At 37.0% G+C, this 16,770-nt stretch carries 19 protein-coding genes; 14 read left to right on the forward strand and 5 right to left on the reverse strand.

Annotation, left to right across the window (positions count from 1 at the left end; genetic code table 11):
* Positions 1–12: 12 nt before the first annotated feature.
* The 4 genes from B9N79_RS08395 (at position 13) to B9N79_RS08410 (ending at position 2,267) form a co-directional block, all read left to right on the forward strand.
* Complete coding sequence (locus B9N79_RS08395) at positions 13–309, forward strand: hypothetical protein (RefSeq protein WP_040057867.1); 297 nt, start codon at positions 13–15, stop codon at positions 307–309.
* Positions 310–545: 236 nt separating this feature from the next.
* A complete protein-coding gene (locus tag B9N79_RS08400) occupies positions 546–749 on the forward strand; it encodes an IDEAL domain-containing protein (protein WP_019395464.1) in 204 nt (67 codons plus the stop codon).
* A 299-nt stretch (positions 750–1,048) separates the two neighbouring features.
* Positions 1,049–1,810, forward strand: coding sequence for a threonine/serine exporter family protein (locus tag B9N79_RS08405; protein ID WP_019395466.1), 762 nt, complete (start codon positions 1,049–1,051; stop codon positions 1,808–1,810).
* A gap of 25 nt (positions 1,811–1,835) precedes the next feature.
* On the forward strand, positions 1,836–2,267 hold the full coding sequence (locus B9N79_RS08410) for a threonine/serine exporter family protein (RefSeq protein ID WP_193399801.1): 432 nt from the start codon (positions 1,836–1,838) through the stop codon (positions 2,265–2,267).
* Between the two features lie 31 nt (positions 2,268–2,298).
* Here the strand turns inward: B9N79_RS08410 and B9N79_RS08415 are convergent, their stop codons facing one another.
* A complete protein-coding gene (locus tag B9N79_RS08415) occupies positions 2,299–3,114 on the reverse strand; it encodes a Cof-type HAD-IIB family hydrolase (RefSeq protein WP_048896768.1) in 816 nt (271 codons plus the stop codon).
* A 329-nt stretch (positions 3,115–3,443) separates the two neighbouring features.
* Between B9N79_RS08415 and B9N79_RS08420 the strand changes: the two genes are divergently transcribed.
* Both B9N79_RS08420 and B9N79_RS08425 read left to right on the forward strand, forming a co-directional pair.
* A complete protein-coding gene (locus B9N79_RS08420) occupies positions 3,444–3,836 on the forward strand; it encodes a hypothetical protein (RefSeq protein WP_046217133.1) in 393 nt (130 codons plus the stop codon).
* 137 nt (positions 3,837–3,973) lie between these two features.
* Complete coding sequence (locus B9N79_RS08425; RefSeq protein WP_019395470.1) at positions 3,974–4,663, forward strand: MgtC/SapB family protein; 690 nt, start codon at positions 3,974–3,976, stop codon at positions 4,661–4,663.
* A gap of 28 nt (positions 4,664–4,691) precedes the next feature.
* Here B9N79_RS08425 and B9N79_RS08430 read toward each other — a convergent pair whose 3' ends face one another.
* Positions 4,692–5,135, reverse strand: a complete 444-nt coding sequence (locus B9N79_RS08430) for a YndM family protein (protein WP_019395471.1) — start codon at positions 5,133–5,135, stop codon at positions 4,692–4,694.
* 95 nt (positions 5,136–5,230) lie between these two features.
* Between B9N79_RS08430 and B9N79_RS08435 the strand changes: the two genes are divergently transcribed.
* On the forward strand, positions 5,231–6,223 hold the full coding sequence (locus B9N79_RS08435) for an LLM class flavin-dependent oxidoreductase (protein WP_046217134.1): 993 nt from the start codon (positions 5,231–5,233) through the stop codon (positions 6,221–6,223).
* Positions 6,224–6,252: 29 nt separating this feature from the next.
* Here B9N79_RS08435 and B9N79_RS08440 read toward each other — a convergent pair whose 3' ends face one another.
* Positions 6,253–6,639, reverse strand: coding sequence for a winged helix-turn-helix transcriptional regulator (locus B9N79_RS08440; RefSeq protein WP_019395473.1), 387 nt, complete (start codon positions 6,637–6,639; stop codon positions 6,253–6,255).
* Between the two features lie 187 nt (positions 6,640–6,826).
* Here B9N79_RS08440 and B9N79_RS08445 point away from each other — a divergent pair, with 187 nt between their 5' ends.
* The 4 genes from B9N79_RS08445 (at position 6,827) to B9N79_RS08460 (ending at position 11,881) form a co-directional block, all read left to right on the forward strand.
* Positions 6,827–8,029, forward strand: coding sequence for an MFS transporter (locus B9N79_RS08445; protein ID WP_019395474.1), 1,203 nt, complete (start codon positions 6,827–6,829; stop codon positions 8,027–8,029).
* A 32-nt stretch (positions 8,030–8,061) separates the two neighbouring features.
* Positions 8,062–8,904, forward strand: a complete 843-nt coding sequence (locus tag B9N79_RS08450) for an aldo/keto reductase (protein WP_026009796.1) — start codon at positions 8,062–8,064, stop codon at positions 8,902–8,904.
* A gap of 101 nt (positions 8,905–9,005) precedes the next feature.
* Entirely contained in the window at positions 9,006–10,742 is a 1,737-nt protein-coding gene (locus tag B9N79_RS08455) for a serine hydrolase (protein WP_046217136.1), read from the forward strand.
* Positions 10,743–10,855: 113 nt separating this feature from the next.
* Entirely contained in the window at positions 10,856–11,881 is a 1,026-nt protein-coding gene (locus B9N79_RS08460) for an acyltransferase (protein WP_046217137.1), read from the forward strand.
* Positions 11,882–11,891: 10 nt separating this feature from the next.
* On the opposite strand, the gene B9N79_RS08465 is transcribed toward B9N79_RS08460, so the two are convergent.
* On the reverse strand, positions 11,892–13,109 hold the full coding sequence (locus tag B9N79_RS08465) for a CynX/NimT family MFS transporter (RefSeq protein WP_019395478.1): 1,218 nt from the start codon (positions 13,107–13,109) through the stop codon (positions 11,892–11,894).
* 178 nt (positions 13,110–13,287) lie between these two features.
* Between B9N79_RS08465 and B9N79_RS08470 the strand changes: the two genes are divergently transcribed.
* Complete coding sequence (locus tag B9N79_RS08470; protein ID WP_040057862.1) at positions 13,288–14,034, forward strand: TraR/DksA C4-type zinc finger protein; 747 nt, start codon at positions 13,288–13,290, stop codon at positions 14,032–14,034.
* 19 nt (positions 14,035–14,053) lie between these two features.
* Here B9N79_RS08470 and B9N79_RS08475 read toward each other — a convergent pair whose 3' ends face one another.
* Positions 14,054–14,962, reverse strand: coding sequence for a DMT family transporter (locus B9N79_RS08475; RefSeq protein WP_040057861.1), 909 nt, complete (start codon positions 14,960–14,962; stop codon positions 14,054–14,056).
* 94 nt (positions 14,963–15,056) lie between these two features.
* Here B9N79_RS08475 and B9N79_RS08480 point away from each other — a divergent pair, with 94 nt between their 5' ends.
* Complete coding sequence (locus B9N79_RS08480) at positions 15,057–16,460, forward strand: Na+/H+ antiporter NhaC family protein (protein ID WP_046217139.1); 1,404 nt, start codon at positions 15,057–15,059, stop codon at positions 16,458–16,460.
* Positions 16,461–16,477: 17 nt separating this feature from the next.
* Positions 16,478–16,732, forward strand: a complete 255-nt coding sequence (locus B9N79_RS08485; RefSeq protein ID WP_019395482.1) for a sigma-G-dependent sporulation-specific acid-soluble spore protein CsgA — start codon at positions 16,478–16,480, stop codon at positions 16,730–16,732.
* Positions 16,733–16,770: the final 38 nt, after the last annotated feature.

The following is a 16,770-nucleotide window of genomic DNA, read 5'->3' on the forward strand; positions in this document are numbered from 1 at the left end:
ACAGGTGAAAGTATGGCTTTCGGTATTAAACGAAAAGAGTTAGAAAATTGGAAGAGAGCCGTTGAGGAGGGCGAAATTGCATTTTTGACCCACTATTGGCTTGATGATCGCTTTCCAAACGCTAAAACGGTCACAAAAGTAGGCTGCAGCGATATAGAACGTTTAATCGCTTGGGGAGAGAAATATGATCTTCCTAAAAAAGCGGTTGATAACCGTTCAGAGTACCCTCATTTTGATTTGTTAGGAGAAAAACAAATTGAGATTATGACAAAGGAAAACCGTTTGGATCAGCTTAAGCGATTTACATAAGTTAAAAGAACACCTGATGGCAGGTGTTCTTTTAACTTATGAGAAATTTTTTGATTTTTGTTTAGCGCTTACACTTTTCTGTTTAGCAAGTAAGAAAAAAGGGAAGAGAAGAAGTAAAGAAACACCAACATCCTCAAAAAAAGGAAATTATTGCAGCTTAAAAATAATTATTAAAATAAGTTGAATTATCTGAAATTTCTGTTATAATATAAAAAAGGACAAGGAGTTGATTTCTTATGAAAGACAATGCAGTTAATCCTTCTCAATCCCCTAAAGTAAATGTTACGGACTCGCTTATTGCTGAAATGGTATTGGATCAAGCTTTAAACGCGTTTCGAGAGCAACAAATCCAAAAGGAAATCGACCAGTCATTAGAGAATCAGAACAAAGAAGAATTTTTACGGTTAACGGAAGAGCTGAAAAATCTCTCTGCCGTATAGCTTAATAGATAAACGTTAAAAGAAGAAGCAACTCTGCTTCTTCTTTTTTGTATTGTTTTACATCATAATAAATAGGGTAAGAAAATGCAGGGGCTTGAAATTAATGGGAATAAGTTTGGCTAGGAAAGCTAACGATGATAAAAAGATTCAATTTATTTATCATATGAAATTCTTTTCACATAAAGACGGTAAAATAGATTGCTAAGTTGAGCCTTTTTGTTTTACACTGTAAGAATGCTAAAATATTGTAGCGCTTATTCTTTACTAAAAGCATACTAATCATTGTGGAGAGAGATAAAATGGAAAATGAAACCCCAAAAACGTATAATGTCATTGAACTCTGCTTACTTGCCGGAAAATTGATGCTTGAAAGTGGAGCAGAGACAAACCGAGTCGAAGATACGATGATGAGAATTGCCGCTTCATATGGAATAGGTCGTACACATAGCTATGTTACCCCAACAGGTATTATTTTCTCTGTTGAAGGCCAAGGAGAACCAACAAAGTTAATTCGCATTTCAGACAGAACAACAGACCTTCATAAGGTGAGTGTTGTGAACAGCATTTCCCGTGAAATTAGTACAGGGACAGTGCCTGTTGAAGAGGCGTTCAAACGATTAAAAGAAGTTGAAACAGACAGCATGACATATCCTGTTCGTATTCAGGTTCTTGCCGCTTCTATTGCAAGTGGCTGTTTCTTATTTTTATCACAAGGCGGATGGAGCGATTTTTTCCCTGCTCTTATTACAAGTGGTATTGGATTTTCTTGCTTTATTTATTTTCATCGTATTGTCCGCGTTAAATTTTTAGCTGAGTTTCTAGCCTCTCTTATTATTGCTCTTATTGCTTATGCTTTTGTTACAAAAGGGCTTGGAAACGAAATTGATAAAATTATTATTGGCTCACTCATGCCACTTGTACCGGGACTTTTAATTACAAATGCAGTAAGAGACCTTATGTCAGGACACCTCATTTCAGGGCTTGCAAAAGGAGCAGACGCCTTTTTAACCGCTTTTGCTATTGGAGCAGGGGTTGCTGCGGTTATTTTTACAGTTTTATAACTTACAGAGGAAAGGAATATGTAATATGATGATTGATCAGATTTTAACAAGTTTCGTTGCTTCTGCTGCCTTTGGCATTATTTTTAACGCACCGAGACATTCAATCATTAAATCGGGCTTTGTTGGCATGTTTGGCTGGTGTGTTTATAGCCTGCTTGTAGCGGACGCTGATACAGATGCAATAGTGGCCACACTTGTGGCTGCATTTGCCATTGCAATTGTCAGCCAAGTGTTTGCGAAGCTTTATAAGACACCGATTATTATTTTTAACGTAGCTGGAATCATTCCTCTTGTACCAGGTACGCTTGCTTACAATTCAATGCGAAATATTGTTGAAAATAACTATGCGTTAGCAGCTCAATTCGGGGCAAAAGCGCTTATGATTTCAGGCGCTATTGCAATGGGGCTTGTACTATCTGAGATTTTCAATCAAATGATTCGTCGTGTAAGGTTATAAAAAAGCGCAGGAAATCTCTCCTGCGCTTTTTTTAGTGTGATGGTGTTAAAATAAACTTTTCAAGAGCTTTTGGAATACCGTCATTCATGTTTGTATCTGTTACATAGTTTGCTTTTTCTTTAATGTCATCAGGAGCATTACCCATAGCAACTCCAAGTCCTGCGAACTCAATCATAGCAAGGTCGTTATAGCTATCACCAAATGCAATAACTTCCTCACGTTCAATACCAAGCTTTTTAATAAGTTGGCTCAAGCTCGTTCCTTTTGTTACCCCAGCCTCTGTAAACTCTAAGAAATAAGGCTTCGATCTCATAACGCTAAGAATGCCGTTTAGTTCTCTTTGGAGTTTCTTTTCTACAAGTGCTAGCTTTTCAGGATTATCCACCATCAGAACTTTTACAACAGGAGTTGTAATGGCTTCTTTAAAATTAGAAACTTCATTAATCGGCAATCCTGTAATATGTCCCTCAATCTCTGTAAATTCATTGTTTTTTGGCGTTACAATTGTATCGCCTACATACGTATGAATACAGACATCTTCTTTGCTACTTAAGTCGTATAAACCGTGTACTGTTTCAGGAGAAAGGGTACTGCTGAAAAGTTCTTCTTTTGTTTTATAATTAATAATTTTAGCTCCATTGAAAGATAAGATAAAACTTCCATACTCATCTAAATGAAGTTCCTTCGCAATATCAAGCATTGCATATGTAGGACGTCCAGAAGCTAAGACGACTTTTACACCGCTCTCTTGTGCATCCATTAGTGCTTTTTTTGTTAATGGTGAGATGGTATGGTCGTCACGCAAAAGGGTATCATCTAAATCTAGCACAATCATTTTATAGGCCATTATTTTCGCTCCTTTTCTTTTCTATGTTCATATCGTACTATAAATCTCTCTAATAGAAAATAAAAAAAAGATTGTTATTTTTTATGAATAATGTTATATTAATAAAGCGATGAGCTAATTGCATAAGACGAAAAATGAGCTTTTGCTCAACATATGAATGTGGTCATATGGTTTTTCGCCGCAATACGTCAGAGAGGCCGTTTATACGGCCTCTTTTTGTGTTGTACAGAAATCCGTGAAGAAGTAGTCTCTTCATGGATTTTTTGTGTTTCTTTTAAATTAAATAGGGTAAAGAGAAGAAAAGCCATAACGATGGGGGAGGAATAATCGTGAATAAAGAAAACTATATTGAAGCAAGAGAAGAGCTTCAAAGAAGTTTAACGAATATTTCAAACGCATATATTTCTTTAAACCAAGATTTAATGAAACAAAGAAAAACGGTAAAAGAAGTGAATATAGGATATAGAGAGCTGTTAAAACAATATACTTCTTGCTTAGAAGACCTGAAGAAGTTAGCTGTACCAGAACAGTATAACAACAATCATCAAAGCGCTCTGAAAACTGTCCCGATGTTTATAGAAGCTGTAGAAATGTTACTTGAAAAAGCACGCTTTGACGAAGAAGCATTGAAGCTGTCCTTTGCTAAAAGAAAGCAAGCAGAGATTGAGATGCACACGTTGGTGAATAAGCTAAAAGAAACAGAAAAAGCATCCATTGCATAGGATGCTTTTTTATCCTATTCATTGTTAAGTACATTATATAATGTAAATTATACTTGATAAATTAATGATAAAAGGGCAAACTTTTAGTAGAACAGATAACGAAATAAGAGAGAAAAGTTCTTTGGAGGAGCAAAAGGATGAACCTGTATAACCATGATTTTATTTTCAACATTGGGGTTTCTGCTATTTTATCTATCATTATTGGCCTTGAACGTCAGCTAAAGAAAAAACCGTTAGGACTCAAAACATGCGTTGTAATTGGGATTACAAGCTGTTTATTAACAAGCGTGTCCATTGAGGCTGCCTATCAGTTCGCAGAAGAATATGAGCGACCGATGGATCCTCTTCGATTGGCTGCACAAATTGTATCTGGGATCGGATTTTTAGGCGCAGGTGTCATTTTACGCCGAAATAACGATATTATTTCTGGATTAACAACAGCAGCAATGGTATGGGCAGCGGGAGGCGTCGGAATTGCTTGTGGAGCGGGTTTTTGGTTCGAAGCAATTCTAGCGACAGGGTTGCTTATTATAAGCGTGGAAATTTTACCTGTTTTAATTAAAGGAATCGGTCCGAAAAAGCTTCGTGAAAAAGAGCTGAAAGTAAAGATTGTAGTAGATAACGATGAAAAAATGACGGATATCTTAAAAGAACTAAAACAGCGTAAAATGAAGGCACAAAAAGTCCGAATTAAAGATTTAAAAAATAGTGATCATCTTCAGCTTGAGCTAAGTCTTTTAGTAGATGAAAATGTTTATACAACAGAAGTGTATTATGAGCTGAAACATATTGAGCATATTGTAAGCGTGGAAATGGAATCCTTATAAAAAGCGAAAGCCTACAGGCTTTCGCTTTTTATTCTGGTTCGTTTTTATTATGGATATCTGTTTCTTTTGCCATTTCAGTACTATAAGCAAGACGGCGTTTGAAGCGCATATCTTTCACTTTTCTTTCTTTCGGTACATAATTAAGGAAATAGCGATGAACAAGGACTTCAGCTCCTGTAATAATTAGCGCTGATAAGATGCTTCCCCACGCTACTTGTGGGTAGCTGTCAAAAAGAATACTTCCAAAAATCCAAACGCTCATATAAGTTAGCAAAAATTCGACAATAATAGCTTCCCGGTTGCCAAGACGGCGCAAGATGATTTGATCGCCAATTAAGTATGAAGCAACTGTTACGAACAAACTAAATGAGAGAATATCAACAATTGTGGCATCAAAAAATAAATCAAGTGCAATTGCAAAAGCAATGATAGAACAAATAAATTTTACAAGCAACGCTTTTAGATGATTCATATCCGACCCTCCTTTTTATTTTTAGTGTGAACGGAAGAATAAAGTTTTATACTCGGGTAACATGTCCCATAACGTTAGGAAGGAATGAAAATGAAATGAAACTGAGCATACTCGATCAAGCACCGATTTCAAAAGGACAAGACGCTCACCAAACACTTGAAAAGTCAGCACATCTTGCTTTATACGCGGAATCGTTAGGATATAGCAGATATTGGTTTGCGGAACATCATGGAACAAGAGGGCTTGCAAGCACAGCCCCTGAAATATTAATGAGTCATATTGCAGCTAAAACCTCATCTATTCGTGTTGGTTCTGGAGGAGTGCTTTTACCACAATATAGTCCATTTAAAATTGCCGAAGTATTTCAGCAACTGGAAGCTCTTTATCCAGGACGAATTGATCTTGGTATCGGTAGGTCTCCAGGCGGACCAGAGAAAATTAGAAGAGCGCTTGGGGATACGGAGGAAAATGGTTTGAAAGCTTATCCAAGAAAGCTTCAAGATGTTATCTACCATCTTCATCGAACGCTTCCAGGAAGTCACTCTTATAGCGGCATTAAAGCCGCCCCTCTAACAGACAAGCCTCCTGCGCTTTGGACGCTAGGTCTTGGAGAGAATAGTGCTTCCCTAGCTGCAAGTCATGGAGTAGGCTATGTTTTGGGTCATTTTATTTCTCCTAATAGAGGAGAAGAAGCGTTAAAAACGTATAAAACAGCGTTTAAACCTTCCATGTACTTACAAAATCCTGCTTCAATTGTAGCGGTCTTTATTATTTGTGGGGAAAGTGATGAGGAAGCAGAGTTGCTTGCTTCAAGTCAAGACTTATGGCTCCTTCAGGTTGAGAAAGGGTTAGACAGTCGTGTTCCGAATATAGAAGAAGCAAAAGCTTATCATTACACAGAACGAGATCAAGAGAAAATTCGGCAAAATCGAAAGCGGATGATCATTGGTTCACGTGAAACAGTAAAGAGAGAGCTTCTTAATCTGATGAATCGATATGGTGCAGATGAAGTGATGGCTCTTGCGAATATATATGATTTTGAAGAAAAGAAAAAATCATTTAAGCGTTTGGCAGAGATTTTTCTGTAAAATAAAAGATTCCGCGTTAGCGGGATCTTTTATTTTAATTTATCGTTTAGTACACTCTCTTCTAAGACAGAAAACTTGTCTCCATAAACTTTCGTAATATGAGAAGCTCCCCAGTTGCACAAGGCATCTAGAATGCTTTCTAAGCTTTTTCCATACTCGCTTAGCTCATATTCCACTTTAGGTGGCACTTGCTGATACACGATGCGATTTACAATGCCATCTTCTTCAAGCTCTCGAAGCTGTTGAGTGAGCATTTTTTGCGTAATGTTTGGCATAAGGCGCTTTAACTCACTTGTTCTTTTTTTACCGTGCGTTAAATGACACAGAATAACGCATTTCCATTTTCCTCCGATAACTTCAAGCGTTGCTTCTACTGAAATGTTGTATTTTTTTTTTGTTTCAAGCTTTTTTTCCATTTTTTTCTCCTTTTCTATAGGCACTAAAAAGTACCTACAGCACTTTAAAGTGCGTTCTTCCTTTTTCTATTCTTATCTCCCATAATAACATTTACCGGCGGCTTATTAGATTCTTTTTTTACTGTACCTTGTTTTTTTAAAAAAAACAAACAAACCAAAAATCAATAGATAAAGGGGGAAGTTTTTCATGTCTTTAAGTAAAAAACAAAGTACGTTTGCACTGCTTGCTTTAGCAGTGAGTGCTTTTGCTATAGGAACGACAGAATTTATTAGCGTAGGACTTTTGCCGCTTATTTCCGAAGATCTAAATATTTCGGTTACAACAGCAGGTCTAACCGTTTCTTTATATGCACTAGGAGTAACATTTGGAGCACCGGTTTTAACGAGTCTCACTTCTAATATGTCAAGAAAGTCACTTTTACTGTGGATTATGATTGTCTTTATTATCGGAAATATAATCTCAGCAGGGGCTATTCACGTTAGCATGCTTCTTATTGGAAGAGTTATCGCTGCTTTTTCTCACGGTGTTTTTATGTCAATTGGTTCAACAATTGCCGCTGATCTTGTTTCAAAAGACCGCCGGGCAAGCGCAATTTCCATAATGTTTACAGGATTAACGGTGGCGACCGTTACAGGAGTGCCGTTTGGAACTTTTATTGGTCAGCAGTTTGGTTGGCGTCTTGCTTTTGTCACAATTGTTGTCATTGGAATTGTTGCTTTCATCGCAAATAGTATACTAGTGCCAGGAAACTTGTCAAAAGGACAAAAAACAACAATCAAAGATGGAGTGAAATTAGTAACAAACGGTCGTTTATTGCTTGTCTTTGTTATTACAGCTCTTGGATATGGTGGAACATTTGTTGTCTTTACGTACCTTTCACCACTTTTACAAGATGTAACAGGTTTTAAAGGAAGTACTGTTGCTGTTCTTCTTCTTCTTTACGGAGTAGCAATTGCGATTGGAAACATGGTTGGTGGGAAACTTTCTAACCAAAACCCGGTAAGAGCGCTGTTTTACATGTTTATTTTTCAAGCACTTATTCTGTTAGCATTGTTTTTCACCGCGCCTTTCAAAGGGATAGGGTTAGCGACAATCTTGATGATGGGGCTTTTCGCATTCATGAACGTTCCCGGTCTGCAAGTATATGTTGTAATGCTTGCAGAGCGATTTGTACCAAGTGGTGTAAACGTGGCGTCTGCGATTAACATTGCAGCGTTCAATGCAGGAATTGCGCTTGGTTCTTATTTTGGAGGAGTTGTCACAAACTCACTTGGTCTTGTTCATACAACATGGGTTGGAGCCTTGATGGTAGCTGGCGCTGTTCTTCTAACAGGGTGGAGTCGCTCTTTAGAAAGAAAAGATCAAAAAGCTGGTAGAAACATTGCTTAGCAAGGATAAGAAAACATTTTAGGAGGATTTTAATAATGAAAAACTTACAAGATACAGTAACACTATACAATGGAGTTAAAATGCCTGGATTTGGACTAGGCGTGTTCAAGGTAGAAGAGGGAAAAGAGCTTGTAGAGGCTGTGAAAAATGCAATTAAGCATGGGTACAGAAGCATTGATACAGCTGCTATTTACGGCAATGAAGAGGGAGTTGGAGTTGGCGTTAAAGAAGCTTTAGAAGAAAACAATTTACGACGTGAAGAGCTATTTATCACATCAAAAGTGTGGAATGATGGTTTAAGTTATGAAGAAACAATCTCTGCTTATGAAGAAAGTTTGAAAAAGCTTGGTCTCGATTACCTTGATCTTTATCTTATTCATTGGCCAGGAAAAGATCAGTATAAGGAGTCTTGGAGAGCACTTGAAACTCTTTATAAAGAAGGAAAAGTGAAAGCAATTGGCGTAAGCAATTTTGAAGTTCATCATTTAGAGGCATTATTGAAGCAAGCTGAAATTAAACCAATGATCAACCAAGTCGAGTACCATCCTCGCTTGACTCAAAGTGAAGTAAAGGCTTTTTGTGAGGAGAATGAGATTCGTTTTGAAGCATGGTCACCACTTATGCAAGGAGAGCTTTTACAAAATGAAGAATTGACGCGCATTGCCAAACATCATGGAAAATCTGTTGCTCAAATTATTCTTCGCTGGGATGTTCAAAATGGAGTAATTACAATTCCAAAATCAACAAAAGAACATCGCATTATTGAAAATGCTAACATTTTTGATTTCCAATTAACAAAAGAAGAGATGCAACAAATTAGCTCTTTAAATGAAAATCATCGTGTTGGTCCAAATCCAAATGAATTTAACTTCTAAAGAAGGTAGAGAACGCATATAACTTTAGTTATATGCGTTTTTTATTGGAACTTTTTTCTTGTTTTTTCGTATATAGTATAGAGAAAAAAGGAGGAGAAAAAATGAATGAACTTAGCGGTTTTAAAACCTTTTTAGAAGAAGAAATGAAAGCGTGGGAAGTACCAGGAGCTGCTGTTGCGATTGTCAAAGACGGAGAAGTGATATTTTCAGAAGGATTTGGGTTGCGCGATATCGAAAAAAAACTTCCTGTCACAGAAGAAACATTATTTGCAATTGGTTCATCTACAAAAGCATTTACAGCGTCAGCTCTTGCGCTTCTTGTTGATGAAGGAAAGCTTGAGTGGGACGAGCCTGTTCGTACGTATTTGCCTTCCTTTAAATTAAAAGACCCTGTAGCATCCGAACGCATAACGCCGCTTGATTTACTAGTTCATCGCTCAGGTTTGCCCCGTCATGAACTAGTATGGTACGGAGCAGATTTATCACGAGAAGAACTGATCCAACGTATTCAGTATTTAGACGGAAACGTAGATTTTAGATCAGAATGGCAGTATCAAAATTTAATGTATTTAACAGCAGGTTACTTAGCAGGAAAAGTTGCTCATTCTTCTTATGAAGCGTTAGTCAAAAAACGACTTTTTACACCTCTACATATGAAGAAAAGTAATTTTTCAGTTGAAGATATGCAAAAAAGCAAAAATTATTCTCTTCCATATAAAGAAATCGACGGGAAAATAACAAAAGTCCCTTTCCGAAACATTGATGAAATTGGTCCAGCAGGCTCTATTAATTCAAATATAAAGGAAATGGTGAACTGGTTGAAGCTTCATCTTCAAAAAGGAGAGATTGACGGAAAACGAATCATTTCAGAGCAAGAAATGAAAACTCTTCATACACCTCATATGTCTTGTGAACTCATGTTCCCAACAAAAGAAGTGCCAATTTCTACTTATGGAGGAGGATGGTTTATTTCTCCATACAGAGGGCATCATCATCTTCATCACGGCGGAAACATTGATGGTTTTACAGCTCTTGTTTCATTTCTTCCGTATGAAAACATTGGAGTAGTTGTGTTAACAAACAAAGATGCTACATTTTTCCCTGATACCATTGTCTATAATATTTATGATCGTCTGCTTCATTTAGAGGAAAAGCAGTGGAGTAACGAACTACAAAAAAAGCTTAAAGAATTGAAAGCAACAATGACAGGAAGTGGAGAAAAGGATGAGAAGGGAAAAGTGCCAAATACTCAGCCATCACACCCATTAAAAGATTATGAAGGTACGTATCATCATAAAGGGTATGGGAGTATAAAAATCACCTATAAGGATGACAAATTAGAAGCAACATTAAACTCTTTTCACTCCGAGTTAACTCATTATCACTATGATGTTTTTCAAATGAAAATTGCGACCTTCAATCATACGCTTCTCCTCTCATTTCAAGGAAATGTATATGGAGAGATTGCAACGCTTTCAGGTCCGTTCGCACTTGAACCTGGGACAAAAGATATTATGTTTGAAAAATTGCCTGATGAACGTCTTCAAGATAAAGAAGAACTTATACGATATGTTGGTCAATACAAGCTTCAAGGAGAGATGTTAGCAACCGTTTCTTTAAAGAAAGAAAGTATGTTAGTTCTGTCGCTACAAGGTCAACCTGATTATGAGCTTGTTCCATATAAAAAAGGTGCTTTTTATTTTAAGGGACTAGATGGATTTAGCGTGCAGTTTTGGGAAAATGAACAAAAAGAAGTTCAGCGTATAACAATCATTCAGCCAAACGGGGAGTTTGTTGGCGAAAAAGTAAAGAAAGAAGAGGAAAAAGTGGATTGTTAGATAAGAGGAGCCTTCATTTGGGGCTCTTTTTTCTCGTTATAAAGATAGTAAAGATAAAAACGATTTGAATGGTTTCGTTTCGCTCATACTAAGAAAAAAAGAAGGGGTGCATTATGAAGCGAAACGAAGCAATTGATTATATAAAGTTTTTTGCTATATTAGCGGTTGTTATCATTCATACATTTCCGATTGATGGAGAAGTTGTTCTATTTATTCTCGATAACTTTGCTCGTTTTGCGGTTCCGTTTTTTTTTACAGCTTCAGGATATCTGTTTGGCTTAAAAATGCTTATCACAAAATATTCGTGGACATACACATTAAAGTATATAATTAAGCTTATAAAAATCTATGTTTGCTGGTTCATTTTTTATGCTCTTTACGATCTTTTTATCATATATGAAAAAGAAGGGAACGTAAGTAAAGAAATTTCCTCTTATTTTGAAAAGCTGACATTAAAAAATGTTTTTTACTATGGAGAAGGAACAAGTGCTTATCAGCTTTGGTTTTTAACTGCGCTTATTTGGAGTACTCTTATTGTTTATATGTTCGTAAAAGTAAAAAAACTGTATGTGCTTTTACCAATCAGCTTTCTTTTATATATAGCGGGACTTTTCGGTCAGTCTTATGCGCTTTTTTACAAGGTGTCCGTGAGTACAAGAGACGCGCTTTTTTTTGGCTTGTTTTACACAACACTTGGCTGCTTTTTTGCTCTTCATCCAGGCCTTTCAGCGCCAAGACCTATTTCCTCTTCCATTTATAGAACGTTCTTTTTTCTATTTATCCTACTTCAAGCAACAGAAGCATATGTGCTTCGCTATGTGCTACACGCTCCTTTTGGAGAATACTTTTTATCTACTTTCTTTCTGACTTTCTGTCTTTTTTCTTTTGCTCTTTCATACCCCGAATATGGGAGAGGAAGCTTGTTTGCCAAAATAGGAGCAAATGCTTTAGGAATTTACGTTATTCACGTCTTTTTTATTCGTATTTTAGATTTCCTCTTAAAGATGATGGGCATTGAAAGCCTTGAAGGGCATTTATTATTAAACATTGTTTATACACTCTGTATTTTTGTATTCTCATATATAACCTATGCTGGGCTCCAAAAAACCAAAAAGGCTGTAAACTTAAAAAACAGCTGAAGGAAAACCTTCAGCTGTTTTCAATAACACGGTTTTTTCCTGCTCCCATTCCACATAAAAAAAGAAGAAGCGAAAAGAATAGCAAAAGGAAAAGGGGAATTGTCCATCCGTGTGTTACATCGTGAAGTAACCCAAACAAAAACGGTCCAAGTGCGGCTAACAAATAGCCTAACGACTGAGCCATACCGGAAAGTTCAGCTGCCTCCTTGGCATTACTTGTTCGAAGCGTAAAAAACATCATCGCAAGACTAAAAGCAGATCCTATTCCAATTCCTGATGAAATAATAAAAAGTTTTATAAAAGAAAGAGGTCCATATAAAATTCCGATGATTCCAATAAATAAAAGAACGCCAGAAATTGTGACAAGGCCGCGCTGATTGTTAAGCTTTCCAGCAATAATTGGAATAAGGAATGTAAAAGGAATAATAGCGAGCTGCATAAAAGAAAGAGTCCATCCCGCATCATCTGATGTTAGTCCTTGTTCTTTCAAAATATCAGGCATCCAAGCAATGATCGTATAAAATAAAACAGACTGCAGTCCCATGTAAAGCGAGATTTGCCAAGCAAGTTTTGATTTCCAAAGGGAAAGTGATGGCGTCTTTTTAAGCGTTTTGGCTTGTTTTTGGTAGCCGGACTTTTTAAGCTGCGGCACCCATAATAAAAGCGCGATAAACGATAAAATCCCCCAGCATCCAAGCGCTCCTTTCCATCCTAAACTTGAGGCTACTGAGATAGGATGACTTATTCCAGAGCCAATTGCCCCGCATAAGTTCATTGAAACCGCATAGACCCCTGTCATTAAACCAACATTATGAGCGAAGTCTTGTTTAATTAAACTTGGTAAAAGAACGTTACACACTGCAATAGCGAGTCCAATGAAAAGAGTGCCGATAAATAAAAGGCTTATTCCACTTGTTGAACGGATAAAAATTCCCATTGTTAAAAGAAGTAGGGAAAGGAACAGGGTATTTCCCATTCCAACTTTATTTGCCACTTTTGCTGCAAACGGTGAAAGAGCAGCAAAAGCAAGTAATGGAACAGTTGTCAACATTCCTCCTGCAGTGCTTGAGAGATGTAGCTGCTCTCTAATCGAAGAAAGCAAAGGACCAACAGATGTGAGAGGTGCACGTAAATTTGCACCAATAAAGATAATACCGATTAAAAGAAACACTTTTGTCTCAGCTGCTGTGCTATTTGAATTTCTAAGTGTTTTTGTACTGTGCTCCATTTTTTATCCTTCTTTCTGTACATGTTTCATATTCCTTCGTCAGATTATCACAATGAGCACAGCCTGTATAGTAGAAAGCGCCAATTATTTCTACGTAATCTTCCTCCTTCTTTTAGGGAACGCTAAACGAGAACATCATTTTATAAAGAGCGAAACATAACAAAGGGAGGATGTCAAAATGCTAACATCGCGCCAGCTTTCAGAGTTTAAAAACCAGCTTTTAGAGCGCAAAAAAGAATTATCCGTTCATTTTGAAGACAATGATCACTTTAATTTACAGAGAAGCTTAAGAGACTCAACAGCAGAGCTTTCCCTTTACGATAATCATCCAGGTGACCTTGCCACAGAAGAGTACGAACGTGAGAAAGACGTTGCTCTAAATGAAAACTTTAGAGCTGAGTATGAAGGAGTAGAAAGAGCGCTTGAAGCTATTTCAAAAGGAACATATGGGATTTGTGAAGTATGCCAAGAGCAAATTCCAGTTGAACGATTAGAAGCGTTACCAACAGCAAGATATTGTGTAGAGCATGCCCCTGACCAGTTTGTGTCACATGGACGTCCAATTGAAGAGGATGTATTAATGCCTCCGTTCGGACAGTATGATTTAGACGATAAATTTGAAAATGTAGCATATGATGCAGAAGATTCTTGGCAAGACGCTTCATCATATGGTACATCAGAATCTCCAGCAGATTTTTATGATCCTCCTGAAGATTATCAAAACACATATATTGAGTCAGATGAGAACTATGGATATGTAGAAGATTACGAAAACTTTGTTGGAGTTGATATCGATGGGAAAAACATTACCGTTTTTCCAAACAAAGAGCATGAGGAATATGAAAATGTGTTGGATGAAGAAGGCATAATGACGGAGTTTGGCGATTTAGAGCCATACGAAAAAGACCCATATACAGAAGACTAAAGGCTAAAAAGCCAAAATCTTATAGGTTTTGGCTTCTTGCTTTAAATAGCGATTTTGTTGAAGAAGATGTTCCAACAATAACAATGGAAGAAATAACGAGAATAATGCCGAAATATTGAAAAACATCAAGGCGTTCGTGAAAAAAGAGAAAGCTTGCCAGAGCGGCTACAACAGGTTCAAGCGTAGCTACAATTGAAGCTCTGCTTGATTCCACGTAACTTAGTCCTTTTGTATAGAGTAAAAAAGCGAGCATGGTGGAGAAGAAACCAAGTCCTATTCCATAAAGTAAAACGTCTAGATGAAGTAAGCGCTGAGGTGAAGACAGTAGACCGCTAAACGGCACGATAGCGATTGCAGCAAATACAAAGGTATATACAGTCACAGTGATTGATTCATACTTTTCTAATGCAAATTTACCAAAAATACTATAAAGAGAATAAAAGAAACCAGAGCCAAGCCCAGCAAGTAAACCATAAAGGGAAATGGTTGTATCATTTGAAAAAATCCCTACAACAAAAGCACAGCCGCAAAACGTCATAAGCAGTGCGACTACTTTTTGAAGGGTAAACGCTTCTTTGAACAAAAGATAAGATAAAATCATCACAAATGCAGGAGCTGTGTAAAGAAGAATAGCTGAAATAGAAACGGACGTTTCTTTAATAGCTGTGAACATACAAAGGTTAAAGAAGACAATACTAATAATACCTGTTCCAACAAAATAACGACTGTCGCGTATATGAATTTTTAACATCTTCCTATTATGTATAAATGTATAACAAAGAAGAAAAATAGCCGCCATTAATGCGCGAATAGCAACAACTTCAGCTGGGGTAAAACCAAGGTCATAAAGTTTTGTAACAAAGACTCCAATAATCCCCCAAAGAGAAGCTCCCCCTACAATATAAAGATAAGCGAGCTTTTTATTCATAAAAATCCCTCCTTATTCATTTTTCTAAATTGTAATCAACAAAAGGAGCTGTTGCAATGGGGGGGAGAGATATTTTCTAAGATAGATGATAAACATGGAAGGTAGCTGGATTTCGATTCTCCCGTTTTTAGTTGTCATTCCGATTGCTGTCTGGACGAAACAAGTGTTACCAGGGCTTTTGGTTGGCTTATTAATCGGCTCATATCTTCATACCCCTTCACTTATTGGAGGGATGGAGACGATGCTTCATTATATTGTGCAGGCACTGATTGATAAAAATAATATTGAAATTATCGTATTCCTTTATGCGTTTTCTGGTTTAATTGGCATGATTAAAACCTCAGGAGGAATTAAAGGATTTGTAGAAAAAGCAGCTGAAAAGATTGATACAAAAAAGAAAGCGCTGCTGCTCACTTATGTTTCAACAATTGGAACATTTAGCGCACCAACGTTTCGATTTGTTACGATTGCGCCTATTATGCGCGCCCTCTTAAAAAAGGTGAAAATGACGACAAAAGAATTAGGATTTGTTATTGAAACAACTGCAACGCCCATTATTGTATTAATTCCTGTTGCAACTGCTTTTGTAGGGTATATGGTTTCAATTATCCAAATTTCACTGCAAAACCAAAAGATTATGGAAGATCCGTATACGATGTTTATTAAAAGCATTCCATACAATTTTTTTGCTTTCGTTATTATTTTGGTTGGCATTTATTTAAGCTTTTTTCACCACTCAAAATCAAATGCTCCAACACAAATTGAAACAGAAGCGGAAGAAGAAGACTGGCATACGTGTCATCCTGCTGTTTCAAAAGACTTGCCGTCAAAACCGTGGAATCTTCTTGTTCCTCTTATTCTTGTTATTGTATTAACGCTTTTTTTAACATGGTGGAGCGGTCACACGAAAGCTAATAGCTTTTTTGGAGCATTTATTAAAGCAGATGTTCTTCAAGCAATGGTTGTATCTCTTCTTATAACTATTTTGCTTTCAGCCTTTTTCTTTCTTTGTCAACGTTTTAAGATTAATGATCTTATTACAAGCTTTGTTACTGGAGGAAATGATTTAATGTCAGTTGTGCTGCTCCTTTCAGTTGTATGGGGGCTTTCCTCTGTTGCCGAAGACTTGGGGTTTTCTCAGTTTATTACAGCTCACTCGGGCTGGATTCCGCAAATGTTTGTAACTCCGCTTCTTTTTTTATTTGGAGCAGCTGTTTCTTATTTTATTGGTTCAGCATGGGGAACGTGGGGGATTCTCATGCCTCTAGGTGTTTCCATTGCCTCTGTTTCTGGCGTTTCACTGCCATTAATTATAGGAGCAGTATTTGCAAGTGGATCTTTTGGGGCTTTTTCATCTCCGCTTAGCGATGATACAAACACAATCGCAAAAATTTTGAATTTATCTGTTGTTGATTACGCACGCTATAAATTAAAGCCTGCTTTGATTGCGGCTATCATTGCAGCTGTGCTTTATACAGCAACTATTTTCTTTATATGAGGACAGGGAGTGAAGGTATGGAACAATCATTAAAGTATTTGCGCGAAATTTTAGCGGCACATGTTGACAGAGATGTGCTAGGGAGAACTATTTATGAACGTCTCTCAACATATGAATACGAAACAGAAGAAGCGTTTGTAGAAGATTTAACAACAAAAGAAAGTCACTATTTGAATGCCATTTTAACAGAAGCTATTGATTACTCTAATCAAGAACAAGACAAAGAGCGTGCGCGTCAGCTTAGTGATATTTATGAAGTTTTATTTATCTAAAAAAACGAACGATTTTTTCGTTCGTTTTTTTCTTTCCT

It is taken from the genome of Priestia filamentosa (genome assembly GCF_900177535.1).
GTDB classification, from domain to species: Bacteria; Bacillota; Bacilli; order Bacillales; family Bacillaceae_H; genus Bacillus_I; species Bacillus_I filamentosa.

Excerpts from the sequence above, each read along its gene's own strand:
- B9N79_RS08395 (WP_040057867.1), top strand. The coding sequence starts at position 13 with ATGGCTTTCGGTATTAAACGAAAAGAGTTAGAAAATTGGAAGAGAGCC.
- B9N79_RS08400 (WP_019395464.1), top strand. The coding sequence starts at position 546 with ATGAAAGACAATGCAGTTAATCCTTCTCAATCCCCTAAAGTAAATGTT.
- B9N79_RS08405 (WP_019395466.1), top strand. The coding sequence starts at position 1,049 with ATGGAAAATGAAACCCCAAAAACGTATAATGTCATTGAACTCTGCTTA.
- B9N79_RS08410 (WP_193399801.1), top strand. The coding sequence starts at position 1,836 with ATGATGATTGATCAGATTTTAACAAGTTTCGTTGCTTCTGCTGCCTTT.
- B9N79_RS08415 (WP_048896768.1), bottom strand. The coding sequence starts at position 3,114 with ATGGCCTATAAAATGATTGTGCTAGATTTAGATGATACCCTTTTGCGT.
- B9N79_RS08425 (WP_019395470.1), top strand. The coding sequence starts at position 3,974 with ATGAACCTGTATAACCATGATTTTATTTTCAACATTGGGGTTTCTGCT.
- B9N79_RS08430 (WP_019395471.1), bottom strand. The coding sequence starts at position 5,135 with ATGAATCATCTAAAAGCGTTGCTTGTAAAATTTATTTGTTCTATCATT.
- B9N79_RS08435 (WP_046217134.1), top strand. The coding sequence starts at position 5,231 with ATGAAACTGAGCATACTCGATCAAGCACCGATTTCAAAAGGACAAGAC.
- B9N79_RS08440 (WP_019395473.1), bottom strand. The coding sequence starts at position 6,639 with ATGGAAAAAAAGCTTGAAACAAAAAAAAAATACAACATTTCAGTAGAA.
- B9N79_RS08445 (WP_019395474.1), top strand. The coding sequence starts at position 6,827 with ATGTCTTTAAGTAAAAAACAAAGTACGTTTGCACTGCTTGCTTTAGCA.
- B9N79_RS08455 (WP_046217136.1), top strand. The coding sequence starts at position 9,006 with ATGAATGAACTTAGCGGTTTTAAAACCTTTTTAGAAGAAGAAATGAAA.
- B9N79_RS08460 (WP_046217137.1), top strand. The coding sequence starts at position 10,856 with ATGAAGCGAAACGAAGCAATTGATTATATAAAGTTTTTTGCTATATTA.
- B9N79_RS08465 (WP_019395478.1), bottom strand. The coding sequence starts at position 13,109 with ATGGAGCACAGTACAAAAACACTTAGAAATTCAAATAGCACAGCAGCT.
- B9N79_RS08470 (WP_040057862.1), top strand. The coding sequence starts at position 13,288 with ATGCTAACATCGCGCCAGCTTTCAGAGTTTAAAAACCAGCTTTTAGAG.
- B9N79_RS08475 (WP_040057861.1), bottom strand. The coding sequence starts at position 14,962 with ATGAATAAAAAGCTCGCTTATCTTTATATTGTAGGGGGAGCTTCTCTT.
- B9N79_RS08480 (WP_046217139.1), top strand. The coding sequence starts at position 15,057 with ATGGAAGGTAGCTGGATTTCGATTCTCCCGTTTTTAGTTGTCATTCCG.
- B9N79_RS08485 (WP_019395482.1), top strand. The coding sequence starts at position 16,478 with ATGGAACAATCATTAAAGTATTTGCGCGAAATTTTAGCGGCACATGTT.